The sequence below is a fragment of the Mucilaginibacter robiniae genome, assembly GCF_012849215.1.
GTDB classification, from domain to species: Bacteria; Bacteroidota; Bacteroidia; order Sphingobacteriales; family Sphingobacteriaceae; genus Mucilaginibacter; species Mucilaginibacter robiniae.
Genome location: NZ_CP051682.1, coordinates 1,139,988 through 1,155,489 on the forward strand (window position 1 = coordinate 1,139,988; position 15,502 = coordinate 1,155,489).

At 42.4% G+C, this 15,502-nt stretch carries 14 protein-coding genes and 1 pseudogene; 6 read left to right on the forward strand and 9 right to left on the reverse strand.

Annotated features, from left to right (window positions below; all coding sequences use genetic code 11):
* Positions 1–255 precede the first annotated feature (255 nt).
* The 3 genes and pseudogenes from HH214_RS22300 to HH214_RS05000 all read left to right on the forward strand — a co-directional run bounded on the left by HH214_RS22300 (position 256) and on the right by HH214_RS05000 (position 1,138).
* Positions 256–408 carry an ATP-binding protein gene (locus tag HH214_RS22300; RefSeq protein ID WP_390622381.1) on the forward strand — a complete coding sequence of 51 codons (153 nt, stop codon included), beginning with the start codon at positions 256–258 and terminating at the stop codon, positions 406–408.
* 25 nt (positions 409–433) lie between these two features.
* Positions 434–577: pseudogene (locus HH214_RS22305) on the forward strand (ATP-binding protein); the annotation flags it as partial.
* Positions 578–754: 177 nt separating this feature from the next.
* Positions 755–1,138 (forward strand): response regulator, encoded by a 384-nt coding sequence (locus HH214_RS05000; protein ID WP_169606292.1) that lies wholly within the window; start codon positions 755–757, stop codon positions 1,136–1,138.
* Positions 1,139–1,197: 59 nt separating this feature from the next.
* On the opposite strand, the gene HH214_RS05005 is transcribed toward HH214_RS05000, so the two are convergent.
* The 8 genes from HH214_RS05005 to HH214_RS05040 all read right to left on the reverse strand — a co-directional run bounded on the left by HH214_RS05005 (position 1,198) and on the right by HH214_RS05040 (position 9,506).
* The gene (locus HH214_RS05005) at positions 1,198–1,986 is read right to left on the reverse strand and encodes a tetratricopeptide repeat protein (protein WP_248282209.1); all 789 of its coding nucleotides are present in this window, start codon (positions 1,984–1,986) and stop codon (positions 1,198–1,200) included.
* Positions 1,964–3,781, reverse strand: coding sequence for a BatD family protein (locus HH214_RS05010; protein ID WP_248282210.1), 1,818 nt, complete (start codon positions 3,779–3,781; stop codon positions 1,964–1,966). The genes HH214_RS05005 and HH214_RS05010 overlap by 23 nt, the downstream gene beginning before the upstream one ends.
* An 11-nt stretch (positions 3,782–3,792) precedes the next feature.
* The gene (locus HH214_RS05015) at positions 3,793–4,566 is read right to left on the reverse strand and encodes a tetratricopeptide repeat protein (protein ID WP_169606293.1); all 774 of its coding nucleotides are present in this window, start codon (positions 4,564–4,566) and stop codon (positions 3,793–3,795) included.
* Complete coding sequence (locus HH214_RS05020) at positions 4,563–5,609, reverse strand: vWA domain-containing protein (protein WP_169606294.1); 1,047 nt, start codon at positions 5,607–5,609, stop codon at positions 4,563–4,565. Before HH214_RS05020 ends, HH214_RS05015 begins: the two co-directional genes overlap by 4 nt.
* Positions 5,609–6,613 (reverse strand): vWA domain-containing protein, encoded by a 1,005-nt coding sequence (locus HH214_RS05025; RefSeq protein WP_169606295.1) that lies wholly within the window; start codon positions 6,611–6,613, stop codon positions 5,609–5,611. Before HH214_RS05025 ends, HH214_RS05020 begins: the two co-directional genes overlap by 1 nt.
* Positions 6,600–7,517: a BatD family protein gene (locus tag HH214_RS05030; protein WP_211166312.1), complete on the reverse strand. Its 918-nt coding sequence runs from the start codon at positions 7,515–7,517 to the stop codon at positions 6,600–6,602. Before HH214_RS05030 ends, HH214_RS05025 begins: the two co-directional genes overlap by 14 nt.
* A gap of 61 nt (positions 7,518–7,578) precedes the next feature.
* Entirely contained in the window at positions 7,579–8,460 is an 882-nt protein-coding gene (locus tag HH214_RS05035; RefSeq protein WP_169606297.1) for a DUF58 domain-containing protein, read from the reverse strand.
* A 20-nt stretch (positions 8,461–8,480) separates the two neighbouring features.
* On the reverse strand, positions 8,481–9,506 hold the full coding sequence (locus HH214_RS05040) for an AAA family ATPase (protein WP_169606298.1): 1,026 nt from the start codon (positions 9,504–9,506) through the stop codon (positions 8,481–8,483).
* Positions 9,507–9,854: 348 nt separating this feature from the next.
* Between HH214_RS05040 and HH214_RS05045 the strand changes: the two genes are divergently transcribed.
* Both HH214_RS05045 and HH214_RS05050 read left to right on the forward strand, forming a co-directional pair.
* On the forward strand, positions 9,855–10,016 hold the full coding sequence (locus HH214_RS05045; RefSeq protein WP_169606299.1) for a FeoB-associated Cys-rich membrane protein: 162 nt from the start codon (positions 9,855–9,857) through the stop codon (positions 10,014–10,016).
* A gap of 82 nt (positions 10,017–10,098) precedes the next feature.
* Positions 10,099–13,467 (forward strand): glycosyltransferase, encoded by a 3,369-nt coding sequence (locus HH214_RS05050; RefSeq protein ID WP_169606300.1) that lies wholly within the window; start codon positions 10,099–10,101, stop codon positions 13,465–13,467.
* A gap of 119 nt (positions 13,468–13,586) precedes the next feature.
* Here HH214_RS05050 and HH214_RS05055 read toward each other — a convergent pair whose 3' ends face one another.
* Positions 13,587–14,966 (reverse strand): alpha/beta hydrolase family protein, encoded by a 1,380-nt coding sequence (locus HH214_RS05055; protein WP_169606301.1) that lies wholly within the window; start codon positions 14,964–14,966, stop codon positions 13,587–13,589.
* A 206-nt stretch (positions 14,967–15,172) separates the two neighbouring features.
* Here HH214_RS05055 and HH214_RS05060 point away from each other — a divergent pair, with 206 nt between their 5' ends.
* Positions 15,173–15,328: a hypothetical protein gene (locus HH214_RS05060; RefSeq protein ID WP_169606302.1), complete on the forward strand. Its 156-nt coding sequence runs from the start codon at positions 15,173–15,175 to the stop codon at positions 15,326–15,328.
* Positions 15,329–15,502 lie beyond the last annotated feature (174 nt).

The following is a 15,502-nucleotide window of genomic DNA, read 5'->3' on the forward strand; positions in this document are numbered from 1 at the left end:
TAATATAAAGGCTAATTGCTGTAAAACATTATTAGATAAAATCGTTTTTTTTGCAATCCCTGATTAATGTATTTATGCGCATTCCGATATCATAGCTAGTTAAATAGTGTCTACCGTTTATAAGTTTCTTGAAGGAGGCGGACAGATGGGTGAACTGATCCGCAACACCAATTGGTCGTCTACCACGCTAGGTAATCCTGATACCTAGCCCGATAGCCTCACTTATGCTGTCAGTATAGGGCTGATGTAGATAAAATTGGACCGGTAATTACCAACTTGCTCAGCAACGCAGTAAAATATTCACCCAAAGTAAAAAATGTGGCGGTAAGTTGCCAGCAAGACGGTAGCATGGTAAAAATTAGCGTAAATGATGAAGGTATGGGGGTTTTACTCACAAGATTTAGATAAGCTTTTTTAGCGCTATTACCGGGTAGAAAGCAAGCATGCTCAACACATTTCAGGCTTTGGTATTGGCTTATATTTATGTGCCGAAATTATTCAGCACCACCATGGTGAAATTGGGATAGAAAGCCAGGTGAGCAAAGGCAGTACTTTTTGGTTTACCTTACCTTTATAAAAAAGCCAAAGTTTCATTTCTAATGCTTCTTACAAGCGCTGCAATACGTTTTAAAACTGCAGCGCTTCTATATCAACATATGCTGATAAGCTCTAATTAACTTCTAATAACATTTATTTAGTAATTATTTATATTTGCCACCGCATTTCCCTGATTAATTTAAACTGTATTGATGGCGTGAAAAAGAGAATCTTAATTATTGAGGATGATTCCAGCATTCTGGATATTGTCACCTTTATCTTAACGGAAGAAGGGTATGATGTTATAGCAGCTGCTCCCTGGCCTGCCGATCAGCTACATCATTATTCTGCCGATTTAATTTTACTGGATGAATGGATTAATGAACGTGAAGGACATTTATTGTGCACCGAATTAAAGGATATGCACGAAACCCAGCACATTCCTGTAATTATTCTTTCCACCGCACTCAATATTGAAGACATTGCCGTAAAATGCAAAGCAGAAGGCTACATACGCAAGCCTTTTGATATTGATGATTTAGTGCAGGAAGTAGAAAACTGCTTTTCAGGCCATTACCGTGAGTCTGCCGTTATCCGGTAATATCAGCAATCTAACACATCTCAAGTAGGTTATAATACACTGTTTACAGTATAGCTTTACTATATCTGCTTAACATTGTTGTAGGCTACCCAGCCTTCGTTACCATTAGGCAGCTTTATTTTCATCCAGCCGTTCTGGTTGTTCAGCACCCCTACTTTGGTACCATCATGCAATACTAACAAGCTTTTAGCGGCAGTAGCAGGTGTGCTTTTTACGGCCACTGCTCCACCAAAAATTATAGCTTCATGATGATGGTTAAAATAGTGCAACTGCCGGTTAGCTATAAAAATACTGATAAAGCCCAAGCCTATTAAAACCAAGCCGCTGTAAAATGATGCTTTTTTAAGCAACACCGTACCAGCAAACAAATAATAGCTCAGCAAGGCAAAGCCCAACAGCACATACACAATACTCAATACTGCTAAAGCATGTAATGAGAAAGCGAGAATAAAAGCATGCCACCAGCGAGTAATAAAAAACTCAGGTTCCGGATCTAACTTATCGGCTGTTTTTTGCCGGGCAAATTGCAGGTTCACTTTGATAGCTTCATCACCGGGCGATAGTTTATACGCTTTTTCATAATAAAGCATAGCCCAAGCTATATCTCCGTTTCTGTAGTAAGCATTACCCAAATTATAATAAACGGCTACTGATTGGTATCCTTCATCAACGATTTGTTTATAAAAGCTGATAGCCTCATTATAATGCTTCTTAGCATAAGCGCTATTACCTTTGGCAAAGGCTGCTTCTGTAGCAGGGTTAGCAGCTAATGATAGTAAGGGCAAAACCATAAACCCCAACAGGCACCAAACAAGCCGATGTTTTTTACAAGCTATCTTCAATATCATGAATTATGGTTTTAGATTGATTAAAAACCTCATTTTCTGCTATGCCCGAAACTGGTGCATAACGCGCCATCTCACATAAATCAAGTGTATGCACCAGCTGATTAATCAGTGGTTCCTGTACCTGCCGGGCGCGCAAGCCAGCAACTATATTTTCTCTATTTAAATCAGCTACCGGGATGTTCAGCTTATTGCTTAAATAACCATATAACCCACGGAAAACTGCTTCATAAAATGCTTTTGAGTTGCCTGCATTTAATTGTTTTTGTGCATTTACCAGGTGCTTAGCTGCTATTCTGCTTGCTTTGCGGCTTTTCACTTTTACTATATCACTATTATATTGTTCATACCATTTTCGGTAGGCATAGGCAGCACCAAACAGCAACGGCCCCAATAGCAACAACACGTAATACCAAATTGAACCGAAAAAGCCCTGCCCCACTTTACTTAAATCTACATCATCAGTTTTAATGTTACGTATATCTTTTTCGGTACGGGTAATATCCTGCTCATCGTCGGCATAGGCAGTCACATTATTTTCGGTCGGTCCTTTGTTTACCTTCACCGAAAAGCTTGGTGTAGCAATGGTTTGATACCTGCCGGTTTCCGGATTAAAATAAGAAAACTTGACAGGCTCAATAGTAGGATTACCTTGATGCCGGGGAATGAGCAAATAGCTATACGTACGGTACCCGGATACACCATTAGCATTTTCAGACAGGCTATCCGTTACTTTCGGATCAAACTTTTCAAAATCGGCAGGGAATATGGCATTAGGCGCTTGCATAAGCATTAAGTTGCCGGCTCCGCTAACCGTAACTTTATAGTTCAGCTGCTCGCTGGATTTCAGCTCCTTTTTATCTAAGGAGGCATTAACGGTAAAGTGCCCCACTGCTCCGCCAAAATCAGCTGGCTTACCGACCTCTGGCAATGGTTTTACATGCAGCGTTACTTTATTACTTTTAGCCTGATATTTTACTTCGCGCACGTTGTTGCCAAAAAACTGCTCCATAAAATCTTCGGTAGGCACAGGTTGCTGTACTACAAAAGTCATGGCCATTGGCTCAATGCTAATATCGCCGCTGTGTTCGGGAAATAAAATTACCTGCTTAATATCAGCTACGCGGTAAGCCTGCCCTTTGTAAACCTCGGTGCGCCATTGTACATAAGGCGTTTTTGATTTGATATCCTCATTCCAGAACCCGTTAAAGTCAGGCATTTTATCCAACTGATTAGCCTCAATACCCAAGCGGGTGTACAAACGGTAAGTTAACGTAAGCTGCTCACCTTGGTAAACTGATGGCTTGCTCACAATAGCCTTGATGAATAAAGATTTGCCAATATCACCCGAACTTACCTGTTGCAAATCGTCAGCACCACTCCCTTGGCTACTGCCCGAACGAGCATTTTGCTGCACAGGTGCGCCCTTTACTACCTTTATTTTAATAGGCGCTGTGGTGTATCTTTTGCCACCTACCACTATACTGGCGGGTTCAATTACAAACTCGCCTGTTTGAGGGGCCACCAAATCATAACTGTAAGCAGTGCTTGTGCTCGAATTACCATTAATAGAGGTCATGCTGGTAGATACATTAGGGCCAGCTACTACTTCAAAGCCACGCAATGGTGGCGGCACAAAGCTGGCACCTTCGGCATTTACCGAGAAGGTGATTTCAAAAGGCTCGCCGGTACCTACCTGCGTTTTACTTACTGACGCTGTAAATCGCACATTTTGGGAAAAGGCTACCTGGCTCAGCAACCCTAAAAATAGCACTATATAATAGCGGATCCGCATCATTCTATTTATACCTACCAATCTTTTGAAATCTGTACTTTTTGGCCTTTCAGCTTTTGGTTCTTCAGCTTATCCTGCGTTTGCCTTTCATTGTTGTTCAACGCGTTCAGCATACGCTCGGCATCTTCTTTAGATAGCTGTTGCTTTTGTTGCTGTTGCTTCTGCTGATCTTGATTTTGCTTATCCGGCTGGTTCTTGTTCTGATCCTGCTTATCCTGGTTGTTGTTGTTATTTTGCTGATTCTGGTTTTGCTTCTGCTTGTCTTTATCCTTTTTGTTCTGGTCTTTATTGTCTTTATCCTTTTTGTTCTGGTCTTTATTGTCTTTATCCTGGTTCTGGTTGTTCTTATTTTGCTGTTGCTGCTTTTTCAACATTTCCTGCGCATAAGCCAGGTTATAGCGTGTTTGCTCATCATTAGGATTGTTCAGCAACGATTTTTTGTAAGCATTAATGCTTTCCTCATATTTTTTCTGCTCCATTAAGGAGTTGCCTAAATTATGCCAGGCACCGGCAGCTAGGTTTTTGTTATTGGCGGACGAGGCAATTTGATTGAACTGCTGTCCGGCTTTTTCAAAATCTTTTTGCTTGTACAAGGCATCGCCTAAATTAAAGCTACCTTCAACACTTTGCTGCTTTTTGCGCAAAGCTTGCTGATAGCTGGCTTGGGCTTCTTTATATTTTTTTTGCCCATATAGTTTATTGCCCTTATAAATATCGCTTTTTTCCTGTTGTGCAAACAGCAGCGAACTAGATAACAGGAATATAAAGCTGATAACTAACTGCTTCATGTGTTTTTCACCTCAAATAATTTTATTCTGCTCAAGCGTTTGCTTTTACGGTTACTGATAAAGAACTCAGCAGCCAGCAAAACCAAGGCAATACCCAAAAAGAACTGAAAACGGTCTTCAAAATCTTTGTATAGCTTGCTGCCGTATAGCTTGCGCTGCACTTTAGCTACCTGGTTCATCACCATATCCAAACCACTGTTGGCATTGGTAGCTCTGGTGTACACGCCGCCACCAGCTATGGCTATTTCTTTACAAGCGTTCTCATCCATTTTACTGATTACGGTTTTACCATCATTATCTAAATGGTAGCCGGCTTTTTGTCCCCTGGCATCATACATCGGTATGGGTGCTCCCTGCTGTGATCCCATGCCGATGACATTCACCATAACCTCTTTGCTGTGTGCAGCTTTAGCAGCAGCCACAGCATCATCTTCGTGGTTTTCACCATCGGTAATAATAATCATGGCTTTGCCGGTACCATCTTTAAAATCAAACGATTTCATGCCCAAATCTATTGCTGAACCAATGGCGGTACCCTGCACCGGCACGATACCTGTGTTGATGGTATTTAGAAAAAGCTTGGCTGCCGAGTAATCGGTAGTTACCGGCATTTGTACATAAGCCTGCCCGGCAAACACAATCAGGCCAATACGATCATTCTCGTTCAAATTATCAATAAGCTGTGCAATGGCTCGTTTGGCATTCTCTAAACGATTAGGTGCCATGTCTTCGGCCAGCATACTGTTTGATACATCCAGCAGGATCATTAAATCGGCGCCACGGCGTTTTACCTCTTCTGTTTTTGATCCCATTTGCGGATCGGCCATACCTATAATCAGCAAGGTTAAAGCCGCTATAAACAAGCCGAACTTTAGCCAGGGCCGGGAAAAAGAAACTTCAGGCATCATTTGCCTGACTATAGGCTTATTGCCCAAGCGGCCAATGGCCTTTTGCTTCCAGCGGGTAACTATCAAAAACAGGAGAGCCAGTACGGGTATCAAAACCAATGCCCACAAAACAGCAGGATGTGCAAAACGTAACATCAGGTTAAAGCTCCTTTCAACAAGGTATTTCTCAACAAAAATTCAAATACTAAAAGCAACAGCGCTATTATGGCGAAAGGCAAAAACAACTCTGTTTTTTTATGATACTGGGTTACATCAATTTTAGCCTTTTCCAGTCTATCAATCTGCTCGTAAATTCCGGCCAAAGCTTTATTGTTGGTTGCCCTGAAATAGCGACCGCCTGTAGTGCGGGCTATTTGACTCAACGTACCCTCATCAATATCTACCGGCATGTTTTGGTACTGCACGCCGAATGATGTTTGTACCGGATAGGGTGCATACCCTTTGGTACCTACACCAATGGTGTACACCCGCACGTTAAACTGTTTGGCAATTTCGGCAGCAGTAAGCGGTGGTATAGAACCGGCGTTGTTGGAACCATCAGTTAATAAAATGACCACTTTACTTTTAGCCTGGCTATCTTTAATGCGGTTTACGGCAGTAGCCAACCCCATACCAATGGCGGTGCCATCCTCAATCATGCCGTTATGTACATCCTGAAAAAGATTGACCAGCACATCATGATCAATAGTAAGCGGGCATTGTGTAAAGCTTTCACCACTAAATATAACCAGTCCGATACGATCATCAGGACGATTTTTGATAAAATCAATAGCTATATTCTTGCCAGCCTCCAGGCGGTTAGGTTTAAAATCTTCGGCCAGCATACTGCCCGATATATCGGAAGCAATAACAATATCAATCCCCTCGGTAGTACTGTTTTGCCAGCTTAATGATGATTGCGGCCGAGCTAGCGCCACAATCAATGCAATTACACTTAGTAAACGCAATACAATACCCAAGTGCCGCATACGCGGGATAAGTTGGTTACGGGGTATCTGAAAGCCTTTCAACGCGGGCATGTTGAGCGTACCCTGCAATTGCTGCTGCTTCCATATATACCAACCTGCCATTAATGGCACCAGTAAAAACAGCCAGAAAAAGCCAGGATGGGCAAACTCTACGCCTTTAAACCATGCCATGAGCAGCACCTCCTTTCCTGCCGGAGTTAGCTACAGCCTGCGTGCTTTGCACAAAAGCAATAGCATTATCCATGCTTTCCTCATTTTCGGTAGGTAGCGGCTGGGCTTTGGCAAACTTTACCAAATCAGCCAGCGTAAGTATTTGCTGCAAGCGGTTGCGGTTAACGGGTTCCATATCCACGTTGCGTAAACCAGCAAAAATCTCGTCGGTAGTTTTTTCGTTCGTTTTTACGTTGTAGCGTAACTCAATATACTCCCGAATAATGTCGGTTAGTTCAATGTAATAAGGCTTTACCTGCTCGGTTTGCCATAATTTTTTATTCCGCAGTTCTTCCAGTTTGCTCAAGGCGATAAGGTGAGCCGGTACCTGCGGCTTTACTTCAGGAATTACAATAGCCTCTGGTTTAGGTCGTTTTTTATAGTACCAGATGATACCGGCTATGATACCTATACCTAACAGTACAAGCACTACACTCAGCCAATGGTCGCGCAACCAATCCCAAAACGAATAAGATACGCCAATGGGTTGCTTAATGTCGAACACACCTTTTGTGGTATCTACTTTTACACTAGTTACCTGCAAGGTAAGCGGTTCAGTTTTCACGCTATCCTTACCTATCTTGAATGTAAATGAAGGTACGGTGTAAGTACCAGCATCAAACGAAGTAATCAGGTAATTTCTGCGGATGGTTTGCATACCTGAATGGTCTTTATCAGGCAAAGTATCGGTTTTTACCATACCTACTACCTGCAACTTAGGAGCAACACTATCGGCAATTACTGGAAAGCCTACTACCTGCTTTTTAGATACGTGTACAAAAAAGCGCAGCATCGTTTGCTGCCCTATGGGTATAGCTGTGCTATCCAGTTGTGCAGTAACGTTCGGTGTTTGAGCGTAAGCCATTTGCCACAGGCTCAAAAATAATAGTAGTAAACAGCAAGGGTATTTTAAGGTTCTCCTCATATTAGGGCCTGCGTTCACGCTTTTTAAATAAGGTCATTAAAGGTTTTACGTATGATTCGTGCGTACCAATGCTGGCATAGTCCACACCTGTGCGCTTGAACACCTCAGCCAGTTGCTCATTGCGACGTTTGGCATCAGTACTAAAGGCTGCCCGAACTTCTTTATCGCTGGTATTTACCCATAGCAACTCGCCGGTTTCCTCATCCTGAACCGGGATGAGGCCCAGGTCTGGGAACTCTTCCTCATGCTTGTCATAAAGCTTGAGTGCCACTATGTCGTGCTTCTTGTTCGCTATTTTTAATTCATCCTCAAACGCCGGACTGATGAAATCGGAGATCACGAAAGCGGTACAGCGCTTTTTGATGGAACCTGTAAAGTAACGCAAAGCCTCAGCTAAATTGGTTCCTTTATTTTCGGGCTTAAAATCAATCAGTTCACGAATAATCATCAGGATATGGCTCCGACCTTTTTTGGGCGGGATAAATTTTTCAATCTTATCACTGAAAAAGATTACGCCTACTTTATCATTATTCTGGATAGCCGAAAAAGCCAGTACTGCGCAAAGCTCGGTAGCTAAATCCTGCTTTTGCTGTTGCTGCGTACCAAACTTTTCCGAACCGCTTACGTCCATCAGCAACATAAAGGTCAGCTCGCGTTCTTCATCAAACACCTTAACGTAAGGATGGTTAAAACGGGCGGTTACGTTCCAGTCAATAGTCCGAATTTCATCGCCTATCTGGTATTCACGCACCTCACTAAAGGCCATACCTCTCCCCTTAAAAGCCGAATGATACTCGCCCGAAAAGAGATGGCTGCTCAAGCCGCGCGTCTTGATCTCAATCTTTCTTACCTTGGCCAGCAGTGCTTGGGTGTCTTTCGCCATTGTGTTGCTATGCTAACGGTTTACGGAACGTCAATAGTGTTTAGAATTCCGGTAATAATATCTTCGGAGGTAATATTTTCGGCTTCGGCTTCGTAACTCAGGCCAATGCGGTGGCGCATTACATCATGTGCTACGGCGCGTACATCTTCCGGTATCACATAGCCTCGGCGTTTGATAAAGGCATAAGCTTTAGCCGCCAAAGCCAGATTAATACTGGCTCGCGGCGAACCGCCGTAGGTAATCAGGTTTTTGTACTTAGCCAGTTTGTATTGGTCAGGAAAGCGGGTAGCAAATACAATATCAATAATGTATTGCTCAATCTTCTCATCCATGTACACTTCACGCACTACCTTACGGGCACGAATAATATCTTCCGGACGAATGATGGCGTTAGGCTTCCGCATACCTTGCGGTGATATATTAGCACGAATAATTTGCTTTTCTTCTTCCTTGTTCGGATAGCCAATTACTACCTTCAACATAAAGCGGTCAACCTGAGCTTCGGGCAACAGGTAGGTACCCTCCTGCTCAATAGGGTTTTGAGTAGCCAAAACCAGAAAAGGTTGCGGCAACGGGAAAGTATTGTCACTGATAGTTACCTGACGTTCCTGCATAGCTTCCAGCAAGGCGCTTTGCACTTTAGCCGGGGCACGGTTTATTTCATCGGCCAGAATAAAGTTGGCAAACAGTGGACCCTTGCGCACAATGAACTCTTCCTTTTTCTGGTTATAAATCATGGTGCCCAGCAAATCGGCCGGTAGCAAGTCGGGGGTGAACTGAATACGGCTAAAATCGGCTTGTATGGCTTTCGAAAGGGTATTAATTGCTAAGGTTTTGGCCAATCCCGGAACACCTTCCAGCAAAATATGCCCATCGGCCAGTAAGCCAATCAGCAGGCGGTCAACCATATTTTTTTGGCCTACAATTACTTTATCCATCTCTATTTTCAGCAAATCAATAAATTCGCTTTCACGCTGAATCATTTCATTCAGCGCCCGGATGTCGGTTGAATAGGAAACCGGTACATTACTTTTCAACTCTTCCATTTGATTTCATTTGAACAGGCAAACTTAATCACCCGATAATTCTTTTGCCAAAGATAATTGTTCATTAAAGATGTTAAAATTTGTTAAATAATACTTTCAAGTTATAGCCTTTACAAAAATGGGGGGTTGCGATCCCTCCCTCACCTATCAATACAAGCAAGTGTTCATTTCTTGGGCGGGAACGTTCATGAATAATGTAAGCATTAACAACGTAGTGTCAGCACTATACCGACTAACATAGTTCATAACTACGCTAATCCGCAGTATTTTATAATGAACCAAATACGATTTGTTCCGTATATACGTATTATAACAAAACCATTACAATAAGTATCGTAAATTTGCATCATGAACTTTCAAACGGTTATTATTCTACTCGTTTTTGCTGCAGCAGTTTTTTACGTAGGCCGTATGATTTACAAAAGTTTGGTTACTAAAAAAGGATGTGGCACCAACTGCAAGTGCGGTGTCGATTTTTCCAATATCGAGCCAGACCAAACAGCCCGTTAAGCAGCGGCATACCGGTTCTGGCTTCTTCTTCTGCACTGGCAACTCAATTAGTACTTTTGCCTTCAATATCTGAATATTTTTAATGGCTCATAAACAAATTTTCCAGGCCGATACTCCTAATCGCTGGAATCGCTTTAAATGGCTTAGCCGTGTTCTGTTGATATTGCTGCTTAGTGGCGTAGTAGCTGCTGCGGTGACGGTTACCTCCAAACAATATCCATCACTGCCTAATTTGGATTTAGCGCCCCAAAAGTTCTCAAAATCTGAGGTTGAAAATTTAAAAAAGTCAACTCGTTATGAGAAGTTTAAACTGCAAAAAGCCCAGATTCAAAAGCTAGCCCATGACCGCCGGTTACACCAGTTAAAGCAGCCGAACAACAAAGACCGCATTAACGTAGGTTTTTACCGTGCCTGGGAGCCGCAGGCTTATAACTCGTTGGTTGAACACATGGCTCGGCTAGACATGATTGTAACTGAAGGCTTTGGCTTAATAGCTGGCGCTGATACCATTTCAGTGCGCCTCGATACAGGTTTAGTTAACTTGAACCGCACCTACCGCAAGCCTATTGTAGTTTCATTAACCAATTACATAAACACCAGCAGTATAAGCGGCGATTTTGACCGGAAAGATGTAGAACGCATTATCAGTAATCCGCAAAGCCGTACTAACTTCATTAACAACATTGCGGCTAATTTGGCCCGTTACAAACTACGTGGTGTTAGTTTAGAATTTGATGTAACTAACCGCAACAGCAAAAACTATGTTGCTTTTGAGCAGGAGTTATATACCAACCTGCACGCCAAAGGCTTTTTAGTAACACAGAACGTATGGCCTGATGATGATTCGTACAACATCAACCAGCTACAGCATGTTAATGATTACTTGTTTGTAATGGCCATTGACCAGCACAACGATAACAGTAATGATGGCGATGTATCTAACCAGCACTGGGTAGAACAAATTCTGGATCGTGTGTGTGACCAGGTACCCAGCAACAAAATCATCCTGACTATTGCTGGTGGTGGTTATGATTGGCCCGAAGGCAGTGTAGGCAAACCAATGGGGTATCAGCAAGCCGTTAGTACAGCAAAAGAAAACCATAGTCAGATTAAATACAACCCAGAATCGGCTAACCTGAACTATCATTATTACGATAAAGACAGCTTACAACATAGCGTTTACTTTACGGATGCGGCTACCAACTTTAATGTGATCCGCATGGCTGATGATTGGGCTACTGGCGGTGTAGCTTTATGGCGGCTAGGCTTTGAAGACCCTCGTTTATGGACATTTTTCCAAAAGAACTTATCTATTGATTCACTCAAAAAAACAGGTATAGATCTAAAACGGCTCACTACCGTAGGACTGAACAACCATATTGATTATGATGGAACCGGCGAAGTACTGGATTTAGTAACCACGCCTGATACCGGCACCATTAAGTTGAAAATGGATCCGTCCACGTTTACCATTACCGATCAACAGTATATTAAACTGCCTACCAAATACGTAATCAGGCGGTACGGGTACAAGCCCAAAAAGGTAGTACTTACGTTTGATGATGGTCCTGACCCGGACTACACCCCACGTATTCTGGATATTTTGAAGCGTGAAAAAGTACCGGCTGCCTTTTTCGTGGTGGGTTCAATGGTAGAAAAAAACATTCCATTGTTACGCCGTGAGTTTGATGAAGGCTATGAAATTGGTAACCATACCTTTTTCCACCCAGATATTTCCACTATCAGCATTCCGCGGGTTAACCTAGAATTGAATGCTACCCGCAAACTCATTGAATCTATTACCGGACGTAGCACCATTTTGTTCAGGCCGCCGTTTAATGCCGATGCAGAACCGCAAACCGTTGCCGAGGTGATACCAGTAGCAGAAAGCCGCAAACAGAATTATATCAACATTGGTGAATCTATAGACCCTTGGGACTGGCAGCCGGGCGTTACAGCTGATAGTATTGTGGCGCGTGCCATACGCGAATCCAAACGGGTGGATGGCAGCATGATTTTGCTGCATGATGCCGGAGGTGACACCCGTGAAGAAACGGTAAAAGCATTACCTGCCATTATTCACTATTTCAAATCGCAAGGGTACCAGTTCACCACTATTGCCGATTTGATTGATAAGAAGAAGGATGATTTAATGCCACCTATTCATGATGATGCCGATAGCGGTGTTACCGGCACTTTGTATGATTTATTCGTGAATGGCTTTTTCTACAGCAACTTATTTTTGATTTACTTGTTCCTGTCGGCTATATTCTTAGCGGTAGGTCGCATTATACTAATTGGTATTCTGGCTATGCGGCAGTATCTTGCTGAGAAGAAAGAAGTAGAGCCAATTGATTTGAGTACACTGCCACCGGTTAGCATTATTGTGCCCGCTTACAATGAAGAAATCACTGCGGTAAAAACCATCCAAAGCTTAATTAAGCTGGAGTATCCGCAAATGGAAATCATTTTTGTGGACGACGGCTCAAAAGATAAAACCTTTGAGGTGGTAAGTTTAGCTTACAGTCACCACCCTGCCGTGCAGGTACTCACCAAGCCTAATGGCGGTAAAGCATCAGCCCTGAACTTTGGCATTAGCCATGCCCGGTATGATTATGTGGTATGTATTGATGCCGATACCTTATTGAAGAATGACGCCATATTGCAGTTGATGGCCTATTTTACTGATGAAGAAATTGGTGCAATAGCCGGTACGGTTAAAGTAGGTAACGAAACTAATATTATTACCCGCTGGCAATCTATCGAGTACATTACGGCACAAAACATGGACCGCCGTGCATTCGATTTACTAAATAGCATTACCGTAGTACCCGGTGCAATCGGCGCTTTCCGTAAGGAAGCTATTTTCAAAGCTGGCGGTTTTACTACCGACACCCTGGCCGAAGATTGCGATTTAACCATGCGTATTTTAAAGCAAGGCTACATCATCCGTAATGCCAGCGAGGCTATTGCTTATACCGAAGCCCCCGAAACCATTAACGCTCTGCTAAAACAGCGTTTCCGCTGGAGCTTTGGCGTGATGCAAAGCTTCTGGAAAAATAAGGATGCGCTGTTTAACCGCAAGTACAAGTTTTTCGGCATGGTGGGTATGCCTAATATCCTGATTTTTCAAATCGTACTACCCCTGTTTTCGCCATTGGCCGATTTAATGATGATATTGGGCATCTTCAGTGCACACCCCTGGAAGGTATTTGGCTACTACCTGGCTTTCATCCTGATTGATTTTGTGGTAGCTATTCTGGCTTTCCGCATGGAGCGGGAGAAATACAGCAAACTGATTTACATCATACCGCAGCGTTTTGTATGGCGGCAACTGATGTATTATATTTTGTTTAAATCTATCCGCAGGGCGGTAAAAGGAGAGCTAAGCGGCTGGGGCAACCTGAAACGTACCGGTAACGTGAAACTAAAAGATTCTGTAACTTCTTGATAAGAAGTAATCTATTATATTATAGCAGGTTACCAAGTTAGCCAAAGTTATCTCATCAATGTCAAAGTGTTAATTTGGCATTGATGAGCTTAAAAAGCCATCTAACATACTGACGAATACTATCTGCTTACTACAGGAGGTTTCAAGTATTGCTTAAAAAATTGATAAAGCCGGTTTAAAGATGCAGCTGTTTGAGGTATAGCATGACCTTTACCATAATTAACAAGCGTTGACGTAGGAACCTGCAATGAATCTAGCTTAGCTTTCAAATGTGCAATCTGATCCTGGTAGTAATGGTCATCATCCGTGTTGTAAAAGAAGATAACTGGCGCAGTCGCTGACGATTGCACTAGGTAAGCCGAACCCATAGTCTGCCATTTGGCATAATTTTCACTCAACTTGCCCCAAGCCCACTCGCAGCGAGTTTCCAGGTTAGCATCCCCATCATTCAGACTATTGTATATCTGGGTATAATCAAAAACACCCGGACCAAGCGCTGCGGCTTGTACCTTATCTGAAACACCAATGTTAAAACCTGCCTTTTCAATATCCGGTATTTTCCTATCGCCTATAGCCATTGATCCGGCTGTTGAACCACGGGAAAACCCGAAGATTCCTATTTTATCCGCTAGCCCTAATTTACCTCCCAATTTATGTAAGGTACGCACCGCTGATTTTACTTTGCGTGCAGCATCAGGGTTGGTTTCGTAAGATTTATAGGTATCAGGCTGTCCATTTACAGGTTTACCCTTTGCCCAAGGGCAATATTTAGGATGATCAGCTATAGCCCACGCTATACCGTTGGCAGGCGCACCTTCTAAAAAAGAATCGTTAAATGCAGCTAGCGTATATTCCTCCTTTAATCTTTGATTTCTATTCTCATCCGTAAGCACCTTTTTCACGGCATCGTAAGTAGCATAGCTATTGCTGTAAGAAAAAGATAATATTACGGGAACCGCTTTAGCAGGATTGGCCGGATAAATAATATCCATATTCAGGTTATCGCCTACGGTATATTCTTCGGGAGTGTTATATACCGTCGGGTCATCTTTAAAATAAGGCACATTAAGTGCTATACGGTAACCTTCAAACAGTACGTAAGATTGGTAATGAGAACAATCTTTATATCCGCAAAAGTTTCCTTTTGCAATAGAATCATTGATAGCAATAATATCTGCATTAATGATGGGCGAAACCGTGTGTTGGTTACCAGCATAATTAAGTTCAATAACCCGAAAACCCTGCGCCAACAGCCAAGCTACATCTTGTGCATTACTGTTCCGCCCGATTTTTTTAATGTTCAGATTTTCCAGGTATACTATCGTTGCATAATTATCGGCGAAATCTTTCACTGCCCTTTTGGCTTCAGTTACGGTATAGCTAATACTGCTGCCTGTAACTTTACTTTCCCACTTGCCGGTAGCGGCAAAGCCATTAAATGCGCAAACCGTTAAGAATAAAACTATGATATATCGCACTATTAAATATTTAGAGTTCATGAATAAAATGATGGCGCCTAGGTTTATACCTTTAAAATACAACGCCCAGGTACATCCAAATTTAATTGAAAATACGAATTCAATTAGAATGGGCAATGTAAATAACCAAGTGCTAAGTTTACGGTCAAATTAAGCTAAAATAATAACTTATAGATAAGGTTACTGGTTATCATGTATATTGCACTACATTCCATTAAACATTCTTTGTGAATAAAAGACGATCATACTTTTTACCGCTGTGTGTGCTATTAGGCTTTGCACTAGGCATAGCCAGTCGGCATCTGGCTGCAGGTGTAGGTATAGGCACCGCTGTAGGTTTGCTGGTAAGCCGCAACGGCAACAACCGGAATGATTTGCTGTAAAAACTTAAATAAGATTAGCCGATGAATGATTTAAATTACAACAACCCGCATCTGGAAATAGGGTGTTATTTATTATAATCCTGGCGATAGTAGCGTAATAAATACCCAAACGCAATCAATTTTAGGTTGGACTTTTAACTACGCACACGCATTGACTTATGTATAGACAGGCGG